Raw genomic sequence first — 24829 nt, 5'->3', positions numbered from 1 at the left:
AGTTTTGGAACCTAATTTATCTATTATAAATGACTTCCCAATAGAGTTCAAACCTATAAAAGCATGCTAGTCCTCTGTTCTAAGACCTTTATGTGATTAAAATACGTCCTCGAGAATGGAATGATAAAAGAAATCAACCGAACGGCTAAATCTTCTCGAAAATGGGTGATTGGTTCTGAGTGGAACTTTAAACTTTGCTACAAACAGGATAATCGTGAAAAAGGACATAAATAAAGTCATTATTGGACGGCGATTAAACAGATGACTGTACAAAAACATTTGTAGATACACAATACCTGACCAAAATATATTCCAGCCATGTTTATATTGAATCAGTTTTTGTTTGTGTGCTAAATGTTCAACAATTGTAACTCCGAATACCCATCTGAATAAATGGATTAATCGCTTTGAGAACATTTCCGGATATTTTGATAAAAAAGCTAGAACTAAAAGTGGTGTGACAACTAAGATGTGTAACCCCCTGAGTAATCTCCAGCTTATGCCGAAGGGCGTAAATTCCCAAATTAAATGTCGATTACAAATATAATAGTATAAGGCATTGACTGAACTAACATATATCATACTCTTATAATACTTGGGTATATCTCTCCAGGTTTTTTTCATCAAATTGACGACAATGATCACCACAATTAATGCCACATGTTTTTGTTTCATAATCTTCTCCTTAAACGTTTTTTCTCAATAATAATTTACCTCCCAATTTACTAAATATGTAAAACAAGTAACAGAATCACATTCCTAGTTATTATTGAAGGGGAAGTCTATGAGCATGTGATAAGTGAATTTAATTTAGATAAGACCTGGCTTGAAAAGAAGCTAATAGCCAAAGATGTTAACGATGTTAAGGATGTTTTTTATGCATCTATTAACCGTAACTTAAATTTACATGTCACGCTTTACCATACAGAAAACGTGAACGAACCTCCGATTGAACATTAAAAGGCTGGGACAAATTAAGTGTAACCACTTTTGTCCCAGCCTTTTTCATAAAATTAAGTAGGTTAGTTCTTGGGAACAGGCAGTACTCTTCCAACCAGAAACTTACTGACCCTCACTTTAGATACCCATTTAGAAATGAGAATCGATGCAAGAACTGCATACACCATCGCAAAGATAAAATAAAGCCATGGGTGGAGACCCTCTATTCGCTGTAAGTAATGAAGGAAAATCTTATGAACAAGATAAATGTGAAACGAGTGTTTACTAATCGTAAGAATGAATCCCGGGACCTTCCGAGTATAAGATGCCAATAAAACGATTAGAAATATTACACTCACCGTATATAAAATAATATCTATTCTTTTAGACGAAACGGCTGTAATCATATCACCACGAACCATAACCACTACTAACAATAGACTGAATACAGGTAAGGAACAGATTAAGACCGGGAACTTCCTCAGTTTAAGTTTTAATTGATCAAAATATCTCCCACAATAAAAACCTAGTGCGAAATAAAAGATCCAACCTAAAAACGGCAACCAATATCCTCTCATCCAAATATATTCACCCAATGGAATATTGATCGGTTCAGTGAAATTAAAGAACGCCAGATAACTAATATTAATAATGAAAGAGACTGATAAAACAACCTTGGGTGACCATTTCATCAGGTGCTTATATAACCACATATATAATATATAAAACTGAAAGATAATTATAATAAAGTACCCCGTATACCCACCTAAAAAGATGTTATATATTAAACCATTAATAAAACTATTTATAGAATTATTTTCTACAATCGCAAACACAAAAGCCATAAACACGAATGGCAACAATATGTATTTAACCCTTTTAGCCAAAAAATCAGTCGGCACACCTTTTGGGTAAGCATTTGCCAATAGTAATATAGAAATAAAAATAAAAGTAGGAGTACCAAAATACCCCATAAAACGAACAAAGATTAACCCGTACTCCTCAACTTGAGAAGCTGAGTGTTGATAATTAAGCAAAGTTGTATCGACAGAATGGGTTGCCACAACAGCTAAACAGGCGATGGCCCTTAGCCAAAAAGCTTCATTTATAATATGATTTCCCAACATAAACACTCCTAAGGTTTTTCATGCCATATCATTTAGTGAAATTCTACTAAAACAACATAGAGTGATGCCAAGATAAAAACTTATGATTTGTTTCATCTAGTAACTCTAATTCTATATGAAATTTTACTAAGTGGAAATATTAAATAAAGAGTCTGATTGACCTATAATTATCGCTCAGACTCTTTTATGGTAATTTATTTTTAGAAAATCCTTTTACTAAACATACCTTTTCTCCAAATTCGTAAGGCCAGTAAAGCTAATCCAACAATAGGAATAGGGTATAACCACCACATAGAATGACCATCGTCATCATCTTTAGGTAAATCTTTTTCTTCTTCAGTGCTAGTCGTTTGGACAGTGGCATCCTCACTTAAGTTGAGTTTGTTTTCATAAAGTGTTTCACCGTTTTCAGCTTGTACAATTAGATTACCATCGTTATCTACATCACTACTCCACTCTTCATCAATCAAACTAGTAAAATATAATGTCTCTTCAAGCTCATAACTGTTTTGTTGATCATCTTCAAACACAGTTCCCTCTTCCACTTCATTAGTTTGATAAGTTGAAAGACCGTATTCCAATAGCTCTTTCGTATCTTCATATGCTTGATCGGCAGTACTGGCATTTAACGTAACAGCGATCAGCTCGATTTGATTTTCCTCAAGCGCAGATGTAACTAATGTATAACCGGATTGGCTAACATAACCATTTTTAACACCAAATACCTCATCATATTGCCTAACCATATCATGATGATTATATAGAGTTGTTTCCCAACCTTCTCCAACCCAATCATACTCCTTAATTGCAACAATCTCTCGAAATGTTTCATTTTCCAATGCATATTGGGTGATCTTAGCCATGTCCTCTGCAGTCGTATACTGATCAGGGTGATAAAGGCCATGTGGATTAGCGAAATTAGTGTCAGTCACTCCAACTGTATTAGTAACAAACTCATTCATCTTTTTAGCAAAAGCCTCTTCACTCCCAGCAAAGTGTTCAGCAATGGCAGTTGAGGCGTCATTTCCCGAGTTGATCAACATTCCTTTAATTAAGTTTTTGAGGGTAATCTCTTCATCTTCAAGTAAATAAACACTTGTACCCGTTACTTGAGTAGCTTCCTCGCTAATTGTGACAAGTTCATCGAGATTTCCTGCCTCAATCGCGATGATTCCTGTTACGATTTTCGTAATACTAGCCGGATACATCGTCCTATCTTCATTCTTAGTATATAAAGGCTCCCCTGTGGTTCCGTCTATCATAATAACCGCTTCACTATTTAGATTTAAATGAGTTTCAGTTTCATGCGCGAAACTCGTATTTACTGGTGCGAAAATCATCAGTGTCAAAATAAAGATCATGGAACAGGTAAAACTATCTCTTCTTTTATTTTTTATTACCCTTTTCATGCAGTTTCTCCTTTATGTTTTATAGCTTGCATTTAGGTAGTACTACTCATAATAGGTTTCTGGTGCTTATTAAGGGCTCAAGGACATGATCAGCAATAGGATGAGGCAAAGTGTCGGATAGAAGTGGTCTCAAGGACGTTTTGCTCCTGTTGAAGCGTGAAATGTACGAGAGAACCGGTCTCAATACCGTTTTGCCACCTCATGTAGCTTTTACCATCAATGAGAAGCGATCTAATTAACGCTACACCACCCCTCGAAGCCTTTTCCGTCAATCATCAGTGCCTATCACCCCATAAAGTAATCCACGTCATATGAATTTATTATCTATCTAACTTACTCCACAATATTTTTATAAAAGATAATGCTGAATTTAATATACAAAAACATTTCGTATTCCGATCTTATTATATAACGGTAAATAAAAAAATAACAACTTATTCATGATGGAATAAGTTGTTATTATGTCAGTGCCAATATTTAAGTTAAACTAGGCTTTCTGTTTTCAAATTAAGTCGTCCATGAGCAGTAGACAGAAGATCCACATGGTTATTAGTTTCATCAGGAAAAGACGCGTATCCAACCTTCAAATCATTGTATGAATATTCGCCTTGATTGGTGGTTAAATGATCAGTTATTTTTCTTAACCACTGTATGAACCCCTTGAATGGAAGTCATAGGCAAGAAGATTAGAACCTTATCGCCGAACTCTGTTACCATATCTGTTTTGCGAAGAGCATCTGAACACTCTTCTTTTAACCACTTCATAATTTTTAAAGATTGGTTATAAGAAAATGAATTATTAGCTTTAGCTTCGATCACCACAATACTTACGGAATAGTCACCTCTTTGAGCACGGGCAATTTCATTTTCTAGTAAGTCGTCTACCTTAAGAGTCACAGAAGAAATGGGTAGGATTTTCGATACCCTCATTACTAAATCTTCATAATCAATCGGAAGTAATATAAAATCTATAACTCCGTAATCCATTGCCTCATTAACTTCCTCTTTATTTAAGTGATCTGATAACAATACAATCGGGATCGTACGCTGTTTTTGTATTCTTTTTACATAATCTTTGTAGTTTGCTAAGTCATATTGGGTTAACAAAATAAGGTCAACATGCACTAAAACATCTAGTTGTAAGAACAATTTATCTAACGATTCAAAGTCAAAAACGTAATACCCTTCATCTGTAAGTCGATTCTTTAACGCATTTCTAACAATATGCTTAGGTTCAATTAAAGCGATCGTACTCAAATTAATCTCTCCTTAACAAAGCTTTAACCTCTATTTTATTTTATTGGATAGATACCCACTTTTAGGAGAGCAAACTTTTTTAAGATCATTATTCACAAATTTTTAATAAAAAACCAGGTTACACAAGTCCTGACACTTTAAAGGAAAGACTTAATTATGCGTTTGCTCGCTTGAAACTTACTGTTGCTAATAAGACGAGTACGATCGTGAAAATAATTATAAACAACATTTCTTCAAAAATCGTGATTTGCCTACCAAACAAAGTAATATTCAGCCCCATAGCATCTAGAACAGTAGCCGACAAATTTTCTGTATCAATCATAACTTTTTTCATGATATCTACTCCGTAAGTCACTGGGTTAATTTTCACAATCACATCCATCCATGCAGGCATATTGCTTACCGGGAATAAGGCACCTGATAAGAAGATCATTGGCATGACCAGTATTTGTACCGTTAATTGAAAGCCTTGAGTCGATCTAATTAAACTAGCGAACAATAACCCTAAGCCCGATAAAGCACAAGCTAATAAGAACATAAAAGGTATAACTTGAACCAAGGCCTTAAGATTATAGGATAAACCTAATAAGGGGATAAGAATAAAAAGCAGTACACCTTGAATAGTTGCAACAGACGCAGCACCAAGCATCTTACCAACAGCAATACTAACTCGTGAAATTGGTGAAACTAGAATCTCCTTCATATAGCCAAAGTCTTTATCTTCAATGACTGACATCGCCGAGAAAACAGATGTCATTAACAGAGTCATCGCGACAATTCCCGGAAAGACGAACTCAACATAATTAAATCTGTCAGCTTCACCTGGCATGCTCCCAGTCATCATCGCTTCCATCGTACCACTCATACCACCACCAAAAATTAATAAGAACAAGATCGGCATCGTAAATGAACCAAATAATCGAGCACGATCTCGGAAAAATTTCATCAGGTCTCGTTGCCAAATGGCGATAATTCCTTCCACGTTTTTCTCCCCCTATTCTGATGTCTGCCCGATCTTTCTTCCCGTAAAGGCTAGAAACACATCATTTAATGTTGGTTTACGTATATTTAAACTTGTAATAGGAATATCCAAAGTTTTAATAAACGACGAAATAAAGGCATCACTACTTGCTACTTTCAAATGGATGATGTCATCATTCACAGTAACTTCCGCTTCCTTGACTTTCTCACTAATTTCTTTCAACGCCTGATCATTATCCTCAGTTGATAGCTCAATAATATCCCCACCTAATTGGTCCTTTAGAGCTTTCGGTGAATCAATGGCAATGATGTTACCTTGATCCATAATGGCTACACGATCACTAATTTCAGCTTCATCTAAATAATGTGTCGTCAAGAACATGGTAATGCCCTTCTTCTCCTTGAGTTTTAATATGTACTCCCACAAATGGGCACGTGTTTGGGGATCGAGTCCTACTGTCGGTTCATCCAAAAATAATACCCGTGGATAGTGTAATAGGCCTCTCGCAATTTCTAAGCGCCGCTTCATTCCCCCAGAAAAAGTTTCTACACGCTGCTTTTGCTCATCTATAAGGTCGACTATTTCTAACACCTCTTGTATTCGTTCATCACGCTCTGATTTTGGCACTTGATAAAAGCGACAATGTAACATTAAATTTTCATATGCCGTCAACTTTTCATCAAGTGTATTTTCCTGAAATATAATGCCAATACTACCCCGAACTTTATCTTTTGACTTCTTCACATCGTACCCATTAATGACAATACTGCCAGAAGTCGGCTTCAACATCGTACAAATCATATTTATCGTCGTGCTTTTCCCAGCCCCATTAGGACCTAAAAAGCCGAATATTTCCCCTTCTTCTACTTCAAAATTAATCCCTTTAACTGCATCAACTTTTTTATATGTTTTGGTAAGATCTTTAACTGATATAATAGAACTCAAAGTACTAACACCCACTCCTACGATTAGTTATGATTCAATAACTATTTAACATTATCTGCTTTATGAAGTCGTTTGTCAAAACACTATCGAACACCTAGGAGGAAATTACATGACACAGCCTGAAAATCAAACTAATGAACTCGTTAATCAGATTCTTTTTGTCATCCCATTTATGCCTAAAAAGTTATTCGGAAACCCACAAAGCTTATCTAATCATGACCTTCATCCAACTCACTTCCATATCCTTTATATTATAGAGTGCCATCATTCTCTTAGTATGGGTGATATCGCTGAAAAATTAGCGGTTAAAAAATCCAATTTAACCCCATTGATTCAAAAACTATCAAAGAAAAAACTCATTACTCAAATGAAGAGTGAACAAGATCGTCGCAAAACGTACATCGAATTATCAGAGGAAGGCAAAACCTTTTTGGAAGACCAGAAACAGTTTCTGCAACTAAGGGTGAAAGAACGTTTATCAGAGTTGAATACCGAAGAACAATTAAAACTTCAAGAATCCTTATCTACTCTAGGAGAGCTACTATCTAAAATAAAAGATGAATGATTTTCCTCTTATAATTTAAAATTCCATCATTTGTGAGGATGTTTCATCATCCTACAAAATAAGTTCTTTTTTGTAACAGCTTTTGACAAGTTACTTAGCTAGTGTTTCTTATAATGGTGAAAAGTGTTATTAAGGAGAGGAGAGAATGGATACACCCGCAAAAATTTACCATGTTAACCAAGGTGATTTACGATCGGACAAGCAATTCTCACCAAATCCCTTACAAGACTATTTGTATTTCTTTAGATTCATAGGTGGGAATCCAAGTGAAACAGAAGGATTGATTGAAAATTTACGTGCTTTAAAAGACAAGAAACCTCTTGTAATCGGAATTTTCCGCTTCCCATTTCGTTTTGAAGGGAAGAAGCGATTACAAACAGCAGCCATACAATATCTCAGGGTGAAAGAACTTTGTGATGCAGTTATCTACTTCCAAAGTGATGCATTAATGGAGTTAATTGATGATGAAACGCCTCTTCATGAAGCTAACTCAACTTTTGATGCCATTGAAGAGGAAGCCATACACTCCCTAACACAACTTTTGGAGAATAGTGGTGATATAAATATTGATTTCCATGATATTGAGGCATTTATCCGTAAAAATAAAGGAGCCTTATTTTTACATACAGTTGAAGGGGATTCCTTTGATATTCCATTAAAATATTTAATCTCTGCACCCTATTTACCAGAAGATTTTATTGACGGAAAGCAGTTAATCATTAATATCGGCTATACAAGAGGTGTGAATATGGAGATGTTTCGTCAGCTTAATTTACGTCTCCATGATCTATTTTCAAAAGCTGAACCCTTTAAAATTGGGTCCTACTTTATTGACGAACCAGGCGAACGCTTTAAAATCACTTTAGTCGTCAATGGCATAGAGGATCCAGTTGACGTTCCCGATAACTATAAAGAGCTCTCTAAATATAAGGAACTCTATTTTAAATGGCAAAGACTGATCGAAAAGGGTAAAAGACGGTTACAGCTTCTTAAAAATGAACCAAGACAGTGAGTTATGTATGACTCATTGTCTTGGATTTCACCGTGGTACCTATTCCTTAAGCTTTCGATTTTTAATCAGATCAACAATATACATCACACTACCCACAAATCCTGCTCCCCAGAAAAATAAACTAACCATTTGATTTTCCTGCAGATAAAGCGTGTAATATACCTCAAGTATGACAAAGCCTACGACCCCTATTATTAAGAGAGTTAAACCAACTTTGCCTAATTGACTCCCTGGTTTTAAGACATCAAACATCGTATAACGCCCCTTGTATTTATTTGGTCATATTATAAAGCATAGAAGCTAGTTAGAGATAGTGTGAAGGCTTTTTGGAGGGAGATTGGTGGGGGGATAAAGCTCGTTTGGGTCTGTCTACCAGCTTTTTAGAAAATTCCTGTAATACAAGATGGATACCTTCAATTAATTTTGATTATTTAGTATAATAACAGTTAAATTGTTAAAGGATGTGAGCTATGCTATATAAGCCACGAAGTAAACCTACCGAACTTAAAATTCTTGAATCACTCCACGACCGAATGGATTTATCCACTAAGGACAAGCATTATTTTAGGAAGTTGAAAAGAGGATATGAAGGCGAAGTACTTTTCGATTCATTTACAGCGAAGCTTCAATCTGACTGCCTCATCTTAAACGACCTTCTTTTTAAATCCAATAACACCACCTTCCAAATTGATTCTCTCATCATCAAGCCAACATCCATTTACCTGTATGAAATTAAGAATTTAGAAGGAGATTATTATTACGATTCTGATCAGTTCTTTAAAAAACCTCGCTATGAGATCACTAATCCTCTTCACCAGATAGCATGTAGTCAATCTTTGTTTCAACATTTACTCCTTCAACAGGGCTTTAAAAACAACATCGATGCCTCCGTCGTTTTTATCAATCCCACTTTCACATTATATCAAGCACCTCTTAATCAACCTTTGATATTCCCAACCCAAGTTAAACGTCACTTAACTGAACTCGACTCGTCCTCAACAACATTGAATAATTACCATAAACGATTAGCAGACAAATTAATCTCTCTCCATATCACAGAGTCACCTGTTAAAAATATTCCAGATTACGAATATAATCAACTAAGAAAAGGGATGAAGTGCCCTTGTTGTGGGAGTTTTGAGGTTTATGTAGAAGGACGAAGGTGTATATGCAGTAAATGCACACATGCTGAATTTGCCTCAACCGCTATTATCCGTTCTACCGAAGAGTTAATGCTTCTGTTCCCCAACATGAGGATTACGACAAGTATTATTCATGACTGGTGTCAGGTTATTGATTCCGAAAAAAGAGTAAGGAGAGTTTTAGATCAACACCTGGTAAAAGTTGGAACAAATCGTTGGGCTTACTATCAAGCAAAATAAAATACTGGATAAATTAGTGAGTATACCGGACTTTTACCTCTGACGATTGACACTTTTGGTCTTGAGAGTGGGGCTATCGGACATTTCTCTCCATTCGACCAACTCTTTTGGCCTTGAGAGCTGCTCTATCGGACATTTCTCTCCACTCCATCAACTCTTTTGGCCTCGAGAGCTGCTCTATCGGACATTTCTCTCCAAATGATCAACTCTTTTGGCCTTAAGAACTGCTCTATCGGACATTTCCCTCCAAATGACCAACTCTTTTGGCCTCGAGAGCTGCTCTATCGGACATTTCTCTCCAAATGATCAACTCTTTTGGCCTCGAGAACTGCTCTATCGGACATTTCTCTCCACTCCATCAACTCTTTTGGCCTTGAGAGCCAACCCTACTCGATCAATCTCGTCACCGACGATGTGCGCCCCTCACCACCACTCATCCATAAGCCAAAAAATAAAAGGACTACCCCACAATAGAGATAGTCCTGTTTCAACGATATTAAAATGCTGGAATGGATGTTTCATCATAGTTCTCTTCTAAAAAGTCGCGTACGTCTTCACTTGTCATAGCTTCTGCTAACTTTTGTATTGGCTCTGAGTCGACGTTATCTTCACGGGCAACAAGAGTGATCGCAAATTCGTTTTCGATTCCTTCAGTTAGAAGTGCATCACTTTTAGGTGTGAGATCTAACGGCTCTGCATAAGCTGGTGTCATCACGACTGCTTCAGCATCGTCATAGGTCCTAGCTAGCATAAGTAGATCGACTTCTTTGAAATTGTAATCTTTTGGATTTTCTATAATATCTGCTTGAGTATAATATGGGCCTTCTTTTTCTTGTAACGTAATGACATCATGCTGTGCTAGTAGCGCTAACGAACGATCGATGTTTGAAATGTCGTTTGCAATGGCGATGTCAGCACCTTCTGGAATTTCATCCATAGCATCATACTCTTTTGAATAAACGCCATAGTTAGCAAAGTAAATCGGCGTAACCGCTTCTAAACTTGCATCGTTATTACGGTTGTACTCCTCCATATAAGGAACATGTTGGAAGAAGTTTGCATCCACTTCCTCTTCTGCTAATGCTTCATTAGGCTGAATGTTATCACTTAGCACGACGATTTCTAGATTAATGCCCTCTTCAGCTAATTGAGGCTCAACAAGCTCTAGAATTTCAGTCATTGGCGGAATTAATGAAGCAACTTCTAAGGTTACTTCTTCTTGTTCTGGCTCTTGTGCTTCCTCATTTTCATTCGTATCATCGTTATCACCACAAGCAGCTAAAACTAATAGTGATAACGTGAGTAAAACTAGTAACTTCTTCATGTTATGACTCTCCTATCTTTTGTCTATCTTTGTTGCGATGGTAATTCCGGTAAATTGAATAAACTGCACTAGAATCACCATGATTACAATCATATACATCATTAAATCGGTTCTGAATTGCTGGTAACCATAGCGGATCGCAAAGTCTCCAATGCCCCCACCTCCAACGACTCCCATAATTGTCGAATATGAGATAAAGCTTATTGTTGATGTCGTAAGACCCAGCACCAAGCCCGAACGTGCTTCTACAAACAAAAATTTAAAAATAATATTCTTGATAGAAGCACCCATTGAAACAGCCGCTTCCAAGACACCTTTAGGGATGTCTAACAAGGATTGCTCAACCAATCTAGAATAATGAGCAATAGCGATAATGGTTAGTGGGACAGTCGCCGCAGCTGTACCAAAAGCCGTTCCAATAATAAATCTCGTAAATGGAATCAAAAATATCACTAACAGTAGAAATGGAAAGGACCTGATGATATTAACTAAAAGGTTCAACGATGAAAAAACAAGTTGATTTTCTAACAGTTGATCTTTTCTACATAAAAATAAAAATGTCCCAACAGGCAAGCCGACTAAAATCGCCGCTAAAATTGAGAACCCTACCATGATAAACGTTTCCCCAATTGCTTGCCATATCTCAGCTTGATATTGCATTAAAACATCAGGCATGGTTTGAGTCACCATCCTTAGTCAATCGCTCCACAAACCCTTTAGCACTATGGTCGATTGTTCGAATTCCTGTTGGTTCGATAGTTACCGTATCAAAAACTTCACCATCTGACATAACCGAAACACGGCGACAGATACTTTTAATGACTTCCATTTCATGACTAACAACCACAATCGTCACGCCTAGTCTTTCATTAATACTTTTTAACACATTTAAAATTTCAGCGGTCGTGTTGGGGTCGAGTGAAGAAGTCGGCTCATCACATAATAACACTTGTGGCTGAATTGCCAAAGCTCGTGCGATCGCTACACGTTGCTTTTGACCCCCACTTAATTGAGCTGGGTACTGGTCTTTTAAATGAGCTAACCCCACGAATTGCAAACTTTCCAAGACTCTATTTTGTCGTTCTTGTTTTGAGATTTTAGCTAATTCTAATGGAACGGCTACATTGTCATATACAGTTTTATTTCCTAAAAGGTTATAGTGTTGAAAAATCATCGCAATAGATTGCCTTGCTTGTCTAAGTTTTTTGCTAGTTAACTTAGTTAAATCTTGACCTCCAACATGCACCTTACCTTGATCTGGCATCTCTAACAGATTAATCAACCGTAATAACGTTGATTTCCCTGCTCCACTTGCTCCGATGATCCCAAATACTTCGCCTTGATCTATGTCAATAGAAACCGATTTAATCGCTTGGAAGTCTCCAAAACGTTTACTTACATTTTGTAAATGAATCACAAAAAAACCCCTTTCTACTGCTTGAAAGGTGATTACAACCTATTTATTATAACTGAATATGATAGAGTTGTCATTTGATAGATAAATCGCCTCATAGAGCTCTACCTATCCCCATAAAAAGAGGCTAGGACTGCTTCGTTCAATCCTAGCCTCTTTAAACAAATTACCTTCATTTATGTCGTTGCAGCTACTTCGTCTTTAGCTTCTTGATCGGCTAATCCAAGAGCTTTCTCTGTATAACGATGAATTTCTGGAATCATTTCCGTATGGTCCATTAATGATTTTCCATAAGAAGGAATCATTTCTTTAATCTTTGGTTCCCACTCTTTTATTTGCGCTGGGAAGCATCGTTCAAGTACTTCAAGCATAACTGAAACAGCAGTCGATGCACCTGGTGATGCACCTAGTAGTGCAGCAATCGAACCATCAGAACCACTAACAACCTCAGTTCCAAATTGAAGTGTTCCTCTTCCACCTTCTTCAGTATCCTTAATGACTTGTACACGTTGTCCGGCTACAACTAGTTCCCAATCTTCACTCTTTGCATTCGGAATAAACTCTCGCAACGTTTCCATACGTTTTTCTTTTGATGACATCACCTGGCCAATTAAATACTTAGTTAGTGGCATTTCCTTCATACCAGCAGATAACATCGTAAGGACGTTGTTAGGCTTAACAGATGTAATTAAATCAAACATGGAACCTGTTTTCAAAAACTTAGGGGAAAAACCCGCAAACGGTCCAAACAACAACGACTTTTCGTTACCGATATATCTTGTGTCTAAGTGTGGGACTGACATTGGTGGTGCCCCTACTGGTGCTTTACCATAAACCTTAGCTTGATGCTTTTCAACAACTTCTGGATTTTTACACACCATGAACAGTCCACTAACTGGGAAGCCTCCAATGTTATTACCTTCAGGAATGCCTGACTTTTGAAGGAGATGAAGACTTCCTCCCCCAGCACCGATAAAAACGAACTTAGCGTTATGCCGCTCAACCGCGCCTGTTTCTAAGTTGTTTATTTTTAAATCCCATGAACCATCACTATTTTGATATAAATCACCAACACTATGTTTATAGTTAACTTCTACGTCTTGGTCTTCTAAATGATCAAACAGCTTACGAGTTAATGCTCCAAAATTAACATCCGTACCAGAGTCAATTTTAGTAGCTGCGATTGATTCACCTGATTCGCGATCCTCCATAATTAATGGAATCCATTCCTTTAACTGTTCAGGATTGTCCGAAAACTCCATACCATTAAATAGTGGATTGTTAGACATCGCATCAAATCGTCTTTTTAAAAATTCTACATTTTCTTTACCCTGCACTAGGCTCATATGTGGTAAAGGCATGATAAACTCTTGTGGGCGATCAATAAGCTTTTGATTGACAAGGTAAGACCAATATTGTTTAGAAACTTGAAATTGTTCATTAATATCTATCGCTTTACTAATATCTATGGATCCATCTGATTGTTCTTTGGTGTAGTTTAATTCGCACAGTGCCGCATGTCCCGTACCAGCATTGTTCCATTCATTAGAACTTTCTTCTCCTGCACGATCTAACTTTTCAAAGACTTTAATATTCCAGTTTGGAGCTAATTCTTTCAGCAATGATCCTAACGTCGCACTCATAATTCCAGCACCAATTAGTATAACGTCTGATTTAGTATGTTCATTACTCATTTTAACTCTCATACTCCCTTTGGTAGATTAATGTAATCTTTATCTGTAAAATAACTCGACAATATTACATATAATTCTACATTATTATCTATTTATAGTTTATCACTAAAACTAATAGATTAAAATAATTTACTAATAGATAGGCAGGCTTGTTTACCAGGTAAAAATTAGGGGGGAAATAGCCAACGGGTGGGTAAGTTGTGTGTAAGAACCCCTTCTTGGTATGTAGTTTGAGAGTGGATTGGAAACAGTCATAAAATAAAAATAAACAGATTACTTCTTATCTAAAATAAATACCATCAACGACTTATCCTCATCAATAAACCAGTCAATAAAAATGTCCTTAATTTCGCTATTAAATATCTCATTAAACCTTCCATAACGATGAAAATAGCTTTTTTCTAACGTATCCTTCGTTATTAACAATTCTTTTTTAAACCTCTTCTTAATCAGAGCTTTCTCAATTGGAATTAAGATCCCGATCCTTTCTACTATATAGATAGATGTAGACAGCTTATAGACGTGAATCTTACCGGGTACTTTTTGAACTAATTCACTAACCCTCGCGACTTCACCTTCTAATAAAGACGGATTAATAGGTAAATCATCATTCTCACTAGGCAATTGGTTTTTAATTCTAAAAGTAATCATTCCAGAGTTGCTTTAGAAATTCCAATCATCATATGGTTCTTCTAGCTCTATCCCTAAGGAAACTTGTATAACCCCTGTCAATTCATCAATCAAATGGTTAATCACTGCTGATCTTGCTTTTTCCACTTGAACCTCTTGACCTTGTTCCATTAGAACCTCTTCCATTGGTGAAATGAAACCACGAACATAAATCACTAAAAACTGATCAGACATAACAGCCTGACACGATTTAGGTCCTCTACCGAAGCTCTTTCTTAACAATTTACTCATATAGCTGCTAATTTCATTTAATTTATCATTATTCACAACCACCCCTCCTAATAACGAGGTCTTAGTATTAAGGTGCGATTTTTTAGTTAAATATGCTTATTAAACAATATAATTAAATCCAAAATGGCAAAGATTAACATGGTCCTCTGCCTATTTTGGATTTTTAGTAGGTCCTATTTTGTACAGAAGAAAATATAACTTTGATCATTACGGTAATCCCAGATCATATAAATGTTTTCAATTGCTTTTCCAAAGACACTTTCAAACACTTTATATTGATCTTGATAAGCATCACGGATCTCGAACGATCTTTGTTGCAGGATCTTTATGTGTCCTTGAGCATATAATTGTTTTTCGACCTGAACCATGACTCCATCACACTTTACGGCAAACATTTTTGGATTAATTTTCACCACCTGAGTTTTTGCCGGTGTTTGATGCATGTCCTTACCAACACATTCGATTTGATGGGTCAATTCCGTTTTCAACTTAGTACCTATACGGTCATCGTCCCAATTAGAATGTTCATTTTGAAATAATAAGAGGGCTGAATTATCGCTGAAATTCCAATCACTATGAAAATAATTAAATTTCAGCCCAAAAGACTGATTAAGTGTATCTGTGAACTGATTTTTCACAACATCCATGACACCACAGCGAAATTCGTAAGCTAATTGACACTTATCGTTTTCAATTAAAGTCCCTTCAGCTGGGGTCGTAAAATTATTCACATTGATTATTAACTTATTCTCATGAAATGATGTAAAACAATTTTCCGGTCCTTTACCAAACCAGCGCTTTAACAGTTTACTCAATGTCGTGTTAAGCATTAGGAGGTCTTCTTGGTCTATGTTTTTTTCCGTTATCATTTTTATCCTCTTCCCCTTTCATAAACATTATTAAGGCGCTGTTAAAACATATCGTTGATTCTAATTTTTCTACTGCTGACTTACCCTCAAATTTTAAATATTACACACTTTTTAATCAGACAGATCAACAATGGATTCTGTTAACCGAGCCAAAATAAAAAAAGGCCTAACTTCTACAAAAAGAAGTTAGGCCATGGACAGACATCTAATAGTTAATAGTTTCCATCCATTTACCATACTATATTTGAAAAGTATTAGTTTTTATAATTCCAGTCGTTTAAAAAACCAATGACAGTAAGACATTAGCCTTTAATACTTTAACACAGTTTGAGTTTGAATTCAACTTAATATCTCTTTGATCACTTCTTGGATATAATTAACGTCTTCCTTGATGACCTTTAAATATTCTTCATCATGTACACCTTGATCTATAAGTTCCACAAACCCTTTTATACGTATGATCGGTTTGTTTAACTCTTGAGCCATCCCCGTTGCAATTAGTGGTGATAAATCCAAATGTTCGTTTTCATTGGTAAAATCCCTTAAGATCAAGTGCATCATTTTTTTATTCTGATATAAAGTTGGTAAGACTTGTACCTCTACTTCAGCCATATCTCCATTCAGCTTTTTCAATTTTAGTTTAGTCGGTTTGGTATTAAAGCCTTTTTTAACTTTATTTACCTTTTTTCTAAGAGTATCTTTGTCTTCGTCATAAATTAGAGAATAAATAGATCGACCCAACACCGATTCTCTGTTGCTACCTTCTATCATATTCATACCTAACAAGTTGATTTGTTTAATAATATCACCCTTCAATACAATAATGCCATGAGGTGAGTATTCGACTAAACGGTTATAGTATGTATCATCATCAATCTCTTCCACAAGCTTGTGCTTTCTATAATCTTGTTCTCCTTTAATAATGAGATATCTACCGATTATACTTTCATCTTTGAAAATAGGTATAGAATTAAGCTCCACATCAATAGTTTCTACACGATTCTTCTTGAGCAATTCTGCCTGTATAATTTGAATAGAGTCATTTGATAAATGACTTAATGGAATACTTTCATTTACGATTATTTCATTAGCATGGGTCTTAACTAATTCTTCAGGTTTATAACCGGATATATGTTGACAGAACTTATTGGCATAAGCAATTTCATCATTCAGGTTAACAATAAGAGCTGGGGCATTTTCAGGCACTAACGTAAACCGATCTTCCTCCCCCAAATGGATATATTCGTCAAGAAGTTCATTTTTATTTTTTGCAACTTTTGAATTTTCATGATTCATTGTTTCATTTTCCTCTCCAATTAGCCTAAAAAAGCCAAAATAAGACGTAGTCGTTTTCTCAACTCTACTCTTACTTTGGCTACTATTACTTAAGCAATAACTTACTTAAAGACCTTATTGCCAGTTTATTAAATTATTTTCAGTCAGCTGTCACTAGTCATTAGATATGGGCATAAATCCCTTTATCCAAGATTAATCATACCGTTTGTTGAATAATTTGACAAGTTTTTAGGTTTTTCGTCAAGTATTTTCCTAAGCTTTGCTATTCAAGGTGAGATATGGCCATCGACACCCACCTGCTACTGTCCACTGCGATAATGCTACTCAAGAAAATTGGAAAAGAATTTAAAACTATTTACGCAATTACAGAAAATGTGAATAAATAACCTGGCTCCGATATGCGAATGACATAAAACTCCTTTTTATTGCATAGTCATACCTTGAAAAGGAGTGTTTATATGAATAAAAGAAATCTAGCCCTTGCCGCCACTGGAGAGGATGAAGGTGCTTTTTTAGCCTGGGGAGAGCGAGCAGTAGGTAAAGAGAACACAAAGCAGTGGAGTAGTGGAAAAGACATATTTAAAGCACTTGAGCAAGCTACCAATCAAGGAAAAGACTGTTTAGAAAAAATTTATATCTTCTCTCATGCTTGGCCATACAGCCCCAATGGAAATCGAGGTGGCGTCAAATTAGGTGGGATCGACCATGCAGGATTTTATTCATACAGGTTACCAATCGATTCCGATCATGCTAGGTACATCCAGGACCTTAACTCATTAGTTCAACAAGGAAGAATAAAGTTTTGTCATGACTGCGAAATTATTCTGACTGGATGTAGAGTTGCGGCGAGTTATTTTCCACAAGAACTAGCTGCCATTTCTGGCTGTACAGTAATAGCAGCTATGGGATCAAGTTATCCCCAACCAGGCCAACCACCAGGTGATGTTACAGGTGAATGGATTAGTGGCGTAGGCTTGTGGGAAGAACAAGTTGCCGCACAAGACGGTCTTTATGTTGGATGGTTGAGGTATAATTACAACCAACAAAGTCAGCAAATTGATGTGGAGAGAATCGGGGAACAAACTCAACATGGCTATATGATAAGGATTTGGTGATTATACCATTAATACTTACAAGCCCATGATAGGATTGGGTTGATTGAGGAGTTTTTAAGCATATGTTAACACCTACATTTGTACGTCCTGTGCATCATGAAAATAAGGTCCTTCAATATTTGATGCCTTTTAAGCTTTCCAAAGTATAGATTTCTTCCCCTTGTCGAAAGCTATACGTAAATCAGCAAGGAGGAGATAGAAAATGAGTGGAAAACCAAAAGGGCCAAAACAGCAGGAAGAACCAAACTTACCAAAGAGTCCGCAACAGCCATATGGCAAACCCATGCAAGGCTCACACAAAGTAAAACAACGAAATCATTCACGGCAAAAACAAAATACGCATCATGATATGTAGAGTTTAGAAAAAAGACTAATCCAAACTGGAAGGCTTACATTGCAGTATATAACCCCCGTACCACGTTATAGAGTGACCCAAAAATATGAGACAGGAAAAAACACCCCCTATGTCGTATGTAAAAGTATTCGACAATTTAGGAGGTGTTTTTCTTTATGGGTAAAAATCGATTTTATCCTGAAGAAGTGAAACAAGAAGTAATTCGTTTGAAGCTAACTGGTGAGTGGACTAATCGTGAGATTATGGAAAGGTATGGAATAAAGAGTAAAAGCCAAATCAAAACCTGGATGAGATGGCATCGTAATGGTGAGAATCACAGATTGGCTCAACCGATTGGAAAACAATATACCTTCGGTAAAGGTCCTGAGGATGATAGTGAACTAGCGCAATTAAAAAGAAAGGTCACTTATTATGAAATGCGGGATGAGCTAATGGGAAAGTACCAAGAAATCGAAAGGAAGTGGTACCAGAAATTTTTGTAGAAGTTGTTGAAGCTTTTAAAGATCGGTTTACGACGAAAGAAATATGCGAGTGTTTTGAAATCCCTCGCTCGACATATTATCGATGGAAAAGAAGGGTAAATCAACAAATCCCAGATTTTCATCAACTTATCATTAATACCTGTAAACAACTTTCACATCGAGTGGGGCACCGAAAAGTTAGAGAGATTTTATGGAAAGATTATCAGATTAAGAAGAACCGCAAGACAGTTCAAAAAGTGATGCAAAAATACGAAATCCAGTGTCGTGTAAAAGTAAAGCGACAAAAATATATTGCAGGAGAAAGTAAAATTATAGTTCCTAACTTATTAAAACAAGATTTTAAAGCTGAGAAACCGAATCAAAAATGGGTGACAGATATAACATACTTACCTTACGGGCCAAAAATGTTGTATTTATCCACTATTATGGATTTGTATAATAACGAAGTTATTGCTTACAAAATTAGTGACTCGCAACAGGTGGATTTTGTTTTGGATACGCTACGTGAGGCTTGTAACGGAAGGGAGAATCATGAAGTCATCTTACACAGTGATCAAGGAGCACAATATACATCCTATGCCTTTCAGGCACTAGCAAAAGAAAACGGCATTACCACAAGCATGTCCCGCAAAGGCAATTGCTTTGATAATGCCGTCATTGAATCCTTCCATTCCTCGCTAAAGTCAGAAGAATTCGTCGCTCAATTAAGAGCGACCCTAACAACTACTATTGTAATAGAAAAAGTAATAAATTACATGTATTATTACAATTATATACGACCTTTTTCAAAATTAAATTGCCACAGTCCTGTTGAATACAGGACCGTGGCAGCATAGGTGTTTTTTCTTGTCCCATTTCCTCGGGTCAGTTCATTATGGTAATACGGGGTTTATTTTTGGGATTCGGTCATGTCGAGGTTAACCACTTAAATGGATCATTATTTTCTTGTGCTATGGCTCAGTAAAATTTCCTGGTAATTCATATATATTCTTCTATATGCTCTGTAGTTATTTCTTCAACTGATTTTTTTGAACAAATTCATCAAAATCGTCTTTTTTATGTTGTTCTAGGCGGTTTTGGTTATATTTTTCATATTGCTCAATGGCAATTTGATCAGCCACGACCTTCGATACTTTTCCAGCGTTTTCAAGAAGATCTCTTTCATTAAACTGAAGAAATGCATTTAGTTTAATAACCCAGTCTTTCATGTACATTGGTCTTTGCCTCTCCGCTTGGTCTTCTGCATAATCCAAATACATTGTTACAATTCGATTTAATGACTTTATCTCTTTTTCAGTTAAGTAATTTTTTGCGACTGTAACATCCGGCTTACGAACTTTATCTTCTTTCCAAGAAGTCAAACCCATATTTTCCTCTTCAGCACTAGCTCTATTTGCGATCAATTCGGCCGCCGTTTGACCATGTATAGCAAAATGAAGTTTATTTTGAACAATTGCAAAGAATTCCTGTGTAATTTCTGCTCTAGGATCATAATCAACAGATGTAGCATAAATATCAGTGATTTTTTGATAAAACCTCTTCTCAGAAGCACGGATATCTCGAATTCGTTCAAGGAGTTCATCGAAATAGTCTTGACCAAAATTACGCATTTCTTTTAAACGTTCATCATCCATTGTAAAGCCTTTGACCAAATACTCATTCAAACGATCGGTCGCCCACTGGCGGAATTGTGTCCCTCGATGGGATCGAACTCGATAACCTATAGCAATAATCATCTCGAGGTTGTAATGTTTTGCTTTTCTTTTTATCTCTCTTGAACCTTCATTTTGAACTTGTAAGAAATACTTACAAGTTGATTCTTCTTTTAATTCGCACTCTTCATAAATATTTTTTATGTGTAATGTGATATTTTGTGGTGATGTTTGATAAAGATCTGCTATTGCCTTTTGAGTCATCCAAACTGTTTCACCTTCTAATCTTACATCTATTTTTGTATTTCCTTCTTCTGTTTGGTAAATTAGGATATTTGTATCATTTTGCATTAAACCTCTCACTCCTTTTATCTCCTATTTTCCATTATTATATCACTTTTTAGAACACTTGTTCTTTTATTGACTATAAAAAAACCTTCAAACGTTTGACTGTTCAAAGGGGACTAGTAACAATAGGCCTTTCAATCTTAATGGTTAATATTTGATAATAATAACGGTTAACACCCTTTTTCGTCCATGCTCAATGTATGAATGGTTCACATTCATTAATAATAGAATTTGTCATCTGTTAAATTGTAATCAACGTTTTTTTTATTATTAAACCAAGCTATTGTATTTTGGATCTCGGCCGTAAGGGACGGTTAACACTAATGATGCAAGCGTTTATAACGCCATAATAAACTACCGCTTTAACCAATTAAGATTAACAATCCTACCCAAGTGATCGGGTTCTTAAAGATTGATGGCGATTCATTGGCTTCACCTGCAATCATCGAATAAGATTCAACTTTCGTCACAGCATATGACTCTTCATGGGAGTTCAGTTCATGTTCAAAGACTTCTCCCAATACTCATTTGCAGAAACCACCACAGGCATACTTTAAAGGAGTGTTTATTGGGGAAATTGAAAAGAGATCTTAACTCCGTAGAATTAGCTAAAAGATTATTGAACAGTATCAACCAGAGTCAGTGGAAAACATGCAAAATGCGTTAAAGAACATCTTTGGTCCCATGTTTGAGTCGATGTTAAAAGGTGAGATGAATCACCATTTAGGGTATGATTCTAATGAAATTGGTCCAAAACCAATAAAGAGTGAGTAGCACCTATCTTATTAATTTTAGGTGCTACTTTTTTATGGATAAATTGATTGATATTTGAAACTAACTTGACTTCACTTATTTCCTTTTTTAACCTTAAGGTAACTATTTCATAGGAATTAATTTCATCATTTAGAAAATGAGGAGTAGTAAAAATGAATAAATTTATAATTGCAATTATTGGAGCGGCTTTATTGGTGTTTTAAACTTATATTCTACCAAATAAAAAAACTGTGCGAGTAAGAAACCGTACGCATTTCTTACTTACACACTTTATTTAACAAACCCAAAGAACTTTAATTGAGAAGTTCTTGAACACTACTTCAAAGCCCACTCCATTCGACTAGTAAGTAAACTTCTATTAAGCCCTCCTGTTAAGTTCAGTACTTGATGGCTAAATTCTGGATCCTTTTTACCCGAATACTCTTCCCACACATCACTTACATATTTTAAGTTTTCAGCTGTAATTATAGCAACATCCGTATCATCTTCTGAAAATGCTTTAAGTTTTTGCGCCTGATGAACTGCTTCTTGAGTAAAGTCACTGGTTACTATCAAGAATATCGAAACTCGTGTAGGTTCTGATCTAATATACCCTAAAAATTGTTCAAGGTGTTCTTCTGGGAAAGTGTAAGGCTTTTCTACACTTTTGTTGTCCCATAATAAACTAACATTAGAACTAATCTTAATTTTACCGTCAGCGTGCTTACTTCCTTTCATGTTCTCTAATTGCATTTTAAGTTTCTTCTCAAAAAGGTATCGCGTGGCTTCCTCAAAATATTTCTCAACCTGGTTATCCTTCTCGATTACTTTATTAGCCCGTAAAGCTTTATAGTTACGCGAAGCTAGATCATCAAAATAATCATAATAAATAGAACGTTCATCTGTAGGGTCTGAGTCTTCAGTTGTCGTCACGTTTTCATAATAATCTATTATATTCTGTATCTTAGTATCCTTTGTTCCGCTCACATTAGATCCATCTAGTGAACGTAGCAACTGTGTTAAATCTGAAGTATTTAAATGAGAGAGCGCTTTTGAAGGTAATATATTATATTTCACGATCTTATCTACTAACTCATCTTTGTTACCACTCATATTTATATTGAGTGTAGATAAGATTGTCCTTATCTGTTTTAGATTTAATGAGTTCAATAACTCAATATAAGTTGCCGTACGAAGCTCTTCTCCCATCTCATACCTTACTTCTCTAACAATATCATGAGGTATGACGTAATAAACATCATCCGTTTTGAACCGCAATAATATTCCTCTAAGTTGAAGATCCTTAAGAGATCGATCCACATGTTTTGAGTTATGTAGTTTGTTACCCTTTTGAGGAAATCTACCGATTCTACTTTCCATTATGTAATGCTCTCTTGTTGTCAGCTCAAGGACTTCACGAAGCGTATATAAAATATTTATTTCATCAGATGTTAAGGCTTCTCCTTTACTCCAAGCCGTATCTAAGACTGCACTATACACTCGGAAAGCCGTCTCATCAATCTTATTCTCAACAAAATAATCATCCTGACTATCCTCTAGTATCTGCCTTTCAAGTTCCAAAACATTCTCATGCATCTCTTTTTCTGAAAGAATGTAACCTTCGCTTCCAAGTAAACATTTCAAGATAAATCGATTCATTAATGTAATATCACGATTCGCTTCCCTAAAGTCCAAGTTTAGCTTGACTCTTTCAGCATTCTTAAACTCATCAATATTCTTAATTATAATGTCCCGCATTTCCTCTTCATTGTTTAACTTCACATCTTTTAAAAAACTATCCACTGTCCTTGACAAATACATCTTCGACATCAACGGTAATACATCTTGTAAATGCATGAATTTACCCTCTCCTTATCATAGAATCCTATCAAAACGGACCTTCTCTTTCATATCTTTTCCATAATAATAACATATTTAGGGAATTTTTAGTCATAAATGATTAAAAATTATCAACTATCAGAAATATTGTTGTATAAAGATCAATAAACTATTAACCATAAATTTATAGTTACCTTATCTATTTAGATATTCACATGATCGCACCAATGATGAAGTCGTTAATTGTGACTTCATCATTGGTGCTTGATGCTTTCTAAGGTCTGGAACCACGCTAAATAAACTATTGTATTGATATGTTAAATATTAACTTGGGAGGGGATAGTACTTGCGAAAATTTTTCTATGATATAACACTAAAGTACTTAAAAATGACTACTAACCAGTTGCTGAAAAAAATTAACAAAGATAAAAATCGAATAGAAATTGAATCAACAATGAGAGATTTTGAAAAACAATTCCAGTAGGATGGGATATTAGATGAATCGGGTTTATTAGTTGGCTCTCTTCCAAAACGAAAAGAGCCGCTACGCTTAGTTAATGCATTTATTTTTGCTCAGAAAAACAGCTAATGAAAAAGATTATTATATTCAAACTGCTAAAGCAGTGTGGACTCTTTAAAAAGGATCGAAAAGTTTCAATTATTATTGCTCAGTCTATATTAGCAACTTTTTTGGTTACATTAGGCGTTCTTCTCACTATGGAACACTCTGGATTCGAAATTAGCACATGGGCTGGTTTAATAGGATTTATGCCCATTTTAGGAATAATAGCCGCAGCATTCGGTTTAGGGAGGAAACGCTGGGTATGGGTCATTATAAACTTTGTATTCTCTCAATTGTACAGTTTTTTTATCATTACTTAATAATATTGGTAACAACTAAATGGAACTAGGTAGTGAAATTACGACATATGCAATGTGGCCTTAATTCTAAACTTAGCACTAACGCAGTTAATTCGGCCCCTGAGTAATGCGTTTCTTTTTCCAGATCGTCGACATGCTTTTTCCTTGGTCTTTACCATTAACGATGATACGGTTCAGCGTGATGGTTTAAGAGGCAAAAAAGAGGCTGGGACAAAACTAGTTTCTACGAATAAAAAGGTTCGGATGATCAAAAAATGATCATCCGAA

25 protein-coding genes and 1 pseudogene are annotated in these 24829 nt (G+C 35.8%); 9 read left to right on the top strand and 17 right to left on the bottom strand.

The genetic code is table 11. The features are described 5' to 3' along the window. Positions 1–96 precede the first annotated feature (96 nt). On the bottom strand, positions 97–675 hold the full coding sequence (locus HWQ49_RS12165; RefSeq protein ID WP_188207896.1) for a CBO0543 family protein: 579 nt from the start codon (positions 673–675) through the stop codon (positions 97–99). A gap of 54 nt (positions 676–729) precedes the next feature. Between HWQ49_RS12165 and HWQ49_RS12160 the strand changes: the two genes are divergently transcribed. After that, positions 730–960 (top strand): YetF domain-containing protein, encoded by a 231-nt coding sequence (locus HWQ49_RS12160; protein WP_394810781.1) that lies wholly within the window; start codon positions 730–732, stop codon positions 958–960. A gap of 62 nt (positions 961–1022) precedes the next feature. Here HWQ49_RS12160 and HWQ49_RS12155 read toward each other — a convergent pair whose 3' ends face one another. The 5 genes from HWQ49_RS12155 to HWQ49_RS12135 all read right to left on the bottom strand — a co-directional run bounded on the left by HWQ49_RS12155 (position 1023) and on the right by HWQ49_RS12135 (position 6659). Further along, complete coding sequence (locus HWQ49_RS12155; protein WP_223155168.1) at positions 1023–2063, bottom strand: acyltransferase family protein; 1041 nt, start codon at positions 2061–2063, stop codon at positions 1023–1025. Between the two features lie 203 nt (positions 2064–2266). Further along, positions 2267–3475 carry a D-alanyl-D-alanine carboxypeptidase family protein gene (locus HWQ49_RS12150; protein ID WP_223155167.1) on the bottom strand — a complete coding sequence of 403 codons (1209 nt, stop codon included), beginning with the start codon at positions 3473–3475 and terminating at the stop codon, positions 2267–2269. Between the two features lie 627 nt (positions 3476–4102). After that, a complete protein-coding gene (locus HWQ49_RS12145) occupies positions 4103–4732 on the bottom strand; it encodes a response regulator (protein WP_188207893.1) in 630 nt (209 codons plus the stop codon). Positions 4733–4886: 154 nt separating this feature from the next. Next, the gene (locus HWQ49_RS12140) at positions 4887–5714 is read right to left on the bottom strand and encodes an ABC transporter permease (protein WP_188207892.1); all 828 of its coding nucleotides are present in this window, start codon (positions 5712–5714) and stop codon (positions 4887–4889) included. Positions 5715–5726: 12 nt separating this feature from the next. Further along, positions 5727–6659: an ATP-binding cassette domain-containing protein gene (locus HWQ49_RS12135; RefSeq protein WP_188207891.1), complete on the bottom strand. Its 933-nt coding sequence runs from the start codon at positions 6657–6659 to the stop codon at positions 5727–5729. 109 nt (positions 6660–6768) lie between these two features. On the opposite strand from HWQ49_RS12135, the gene HWQ49_RS12130 reads away from it, so the two are divergent. Continuing rightward, positions 6769–7224 carry a MarR family winged helix-turn-helix transcriptional regulator gene (locus HWQ49_RS12130; protein ID WP_188207890.1) on the top strand — a complete coding sequence of 152 codons (456 nt, stop codon included), beginning with the start codon at positions 6769–6771 and terminating at the stop codon, positions 7222–7224. A gap of 145 nt (positions 7225–7369) precedes the next feature. Continuing rightward, entirely contained in the window at positions 7370–8236 is an 867-nt protein-coding gene (locus HWQ49_RS12125; RefSeq protein ID WP_188207889.1) for an FtsZ/tubulin family protein, read from the top strand. A 39-nt stretch (positions 8237–8275) separates the two neighbouring features. Here HWQ49_RS12125 and HWQ49_RS12120 read toward each other — a convergent pair whose 3' ends face one another. Continuing rightward, positions 8276–8488: a hypothetical protein gene (locus HWQ49_RS12120; RefSeq protein ID WP_188207888.1), complete on the bottom strand. Its 213-nt coding sequence runs from the start codon at positions 8486–8488 to the stop codon at positions 8276–8278. Between the two features lie 218 nt (positions 8489–8706). On the opposite strand from HWQ49_RS12120, the gene HWQ49_RS12115 reads away from it, so the two are divergent. Then, positions 8707–9618, top strand: a complete 912-nt coding sequence (locus tag HWQ49_RS12115) for a nuclease-related domain-containing protein (protein WP_188207887.1) — start codon at positions 8707–8709, stop codon at positions 9616–9618. A gap of 496 nt (positions 9619–10114) precedes the next feature. Here HWQ49_RS12115 and HWQ49_RS12110 read toward each other — a convergent pair whose 3' ends face one another. From HWQ49_RS12110 to HWQ49_RS12080, 8 genes are all read right to left on the bottom strand, one after another. Then, positions 10115–10942, bottom strand: coding sequence for a MetQ/NlpA family ABC transporter substrate-binding protein (locus HWQ49_RS12110; protein WP_188207886.1), 828 nt, complete (start codon positions 10940–10942; stop codon positions 10115–10117). Positions 10943–10954: 12 nt separating this feature from the next. After that, positions 10955–11617, bottom strand: a complete 663-nt coding sequence (locus HWQ49_RS12105; protein ID WP_188207885.1) for a methionine ABC transporter permease — start codon at positions 11615–11617, stop codon at positions 10955–10957. Then, a complete protein-coding gene (locus tag HWQ49_RS12100; protein ID WP_188207884.1) occupies positions 11610–12359 on the bottom strand; it encodes a methionine ABC transporter ATP-binding protein in 750 nt (249 codons plus the stop codon). The genes HWQ49_RS12105 and HWQ49_RS12100 overlap by 8 nt, the downstream gene beginning before the upstream one ends. A 173-nt stretch (positions 12360–12532) precedes the next feature. Next, on the bottom strand, positions 12533–14050 hold the full coding sequence (locus HWQ49_RS12095) for a malate:quinone oxidoreductase (protein WP_188207883.1): 1518 nt from the start codon (positions 14048–14050) through the stop codon (positions 12533–12535). A gap of 273 nt (positions 14051–14323) precedes the next feature. Then, on the bottom strand, positions 14324–14701 hold the full coding sequence (locus tag HWQ49_RS14715) for a Na-translocating system protein MpsC family protein (RefSeq protein ID WP_223155166.1): 378 nt from the start codon (positions 14699–14701) through the stop codon (positions 14324–14326). Positions 14702–14713: 12 nt separating this feature from the next. Then, positions 14714–15007, bottom strand: a complete 294-nt coding sequence (locus tag HWQ49_RS14710; RefSeq protein ID WP_317450932.1) for a Na-translocating system protein MpsC family protein — start codon at positions 15005–15007, stop codon at positions 14714–14716. Positions 15008–15144: 137 nt separating this feature from the next. Continuing rightward, on the bottom strand, positions 15145–15840 hold the full coding sequence (locus tag HWQ49_RS12085) for a Na-translocating system protein MpsC family protein (RefSeq protein ID WP_188207882.1): 696 nt from the start codon (positions 15838–15840) through the stop codon (positions 15145–15147). A 339-nt stretch (positions 15841–16179) separates the two neighbouring features. Next, positions 16180–17136: a PAS domain S-box protein gene (locus tag HWQ49_RS12080; RefSeq protein ID WP_188207881.1), complete on the bottom strand. Its 957-nt coding sequence runs from the start codon at positions 17134–17136 to the stop codon at positions 16180–16182. 458 nt (positions 17137–17594) lie between these two features. On the opposite strand from HWQ49_RS12080, the gene HWQ49_RS12075 reads away from it, so the two are divergent. From HWQ49_RS12075 to HWQ49_RS12065, 3 genes are all read left to right on the top strand, one after another. Continuing rightward, complete coding sequence (locus HWQ49_RS12075) at positions 17595–18251, top strand: hypothetical protein (RefSeq protein ID WP_188207880.1); 657 nt, start codon at positions 17595–17597, stop codon at positions 18249–18251. Between the two features lie 202 nt (positions 18252–18453). Beyond that, complete coding sequence (locus HWQ49_RS12070) at positions 18454–18606, top strand: small acid-soluble spore protein P (RefSeq protein ID WP_188207879.1); 153 nt, start codon at positions 18454–18456, stop codon at positions 18604–18606. A 155-nt stretch (positions 18607–18761) separates the two neighbouring features. Next, positions 18762–19924, top strand: a protein-coding gene (locus HWQ49_RS12065) for an IS3 family transposase (protein WP_188207878.1) whose coding sequence is annotated in 2 segments (ribosomal slippage) — positions 18762–19041 and positions 19041–19924 — 1164 coding nt in all. Because the reading frame shifts where the segments join, the coding sequence is not laid out codon by codon here. Between the two features lie 171 nt (positions 19925–20095). Here HWQ49_RS12065 and HWQ49_RS12060 read toward each other — a convergent pair. Next, positions 20096–21091 (bottom strand): virulence RhuM family protein, encoded by a 996-nt coding sequence (locus HWQ49_RS12060; RefSeq protein ID WP_188207877.1) that lies wholly within the window; start codon positions 21089–21091, stop codon positions 20096–20098. A gap of 565 nt (positions 21092–21656) precedes the next feature. Between HWQ49_RS12060 and HWQ49_RS12055 the strand changes: the two are divergent. Continuing rightward, positions 21657–21856, top strand: a pseudogene (locus HWQ49_RS12055) (IS256-like element ISBsu2 family transposase); the annotation flags it as partial. 321 nt (positions 21857–22177) lie between these two features. On the opposite strand, the gene HWQ49_RS12050 reads toward HWQ49_RS12055, so the two are convergent. Then, a complete protein-coding gene (locus tag HWQ49_RS12050; RefSeq protein ID WP_188207876.1) occupies positions 22178–23698 on the bottom strand; it encodes a hypothetical protein in 1521 nt (506 codons plus the stop codon). 570 nt (positions 23699–24268) lie between these two features. Between HWQ49_RS12050 and HWQ49_RS12045 the strand changes: the two genes are divergently transcribed. Beyond that, positions 24269–24562, top strand: coding sequence for a hypothetical protein (locus HWQ49_RS12045; RefSeq protein ID WP_188207875.1), 294 nt, complete (start codon positions 24269–24271; stop codon positions 24560–24562). Positions 24563–24829: the final 267 nt, after the last annotated feature.

It is taken from the genome of Alkalibacillus aidingensis, assembly GCF_014595945.1.
In the GTDB taxonomy this organism is placed as follows: domain Bacteria; phylum Bacillota; class Bacilli; order Bacillales; family Alkalibacillaceae; genus Alkalibacillus; species Alkalibacillus aidingensis.
The sequence above is the reverse complement of the archived record's forward strand: the minus strand, read 5'-3'. Positions and strand labels throughout refer to the sequence as shown.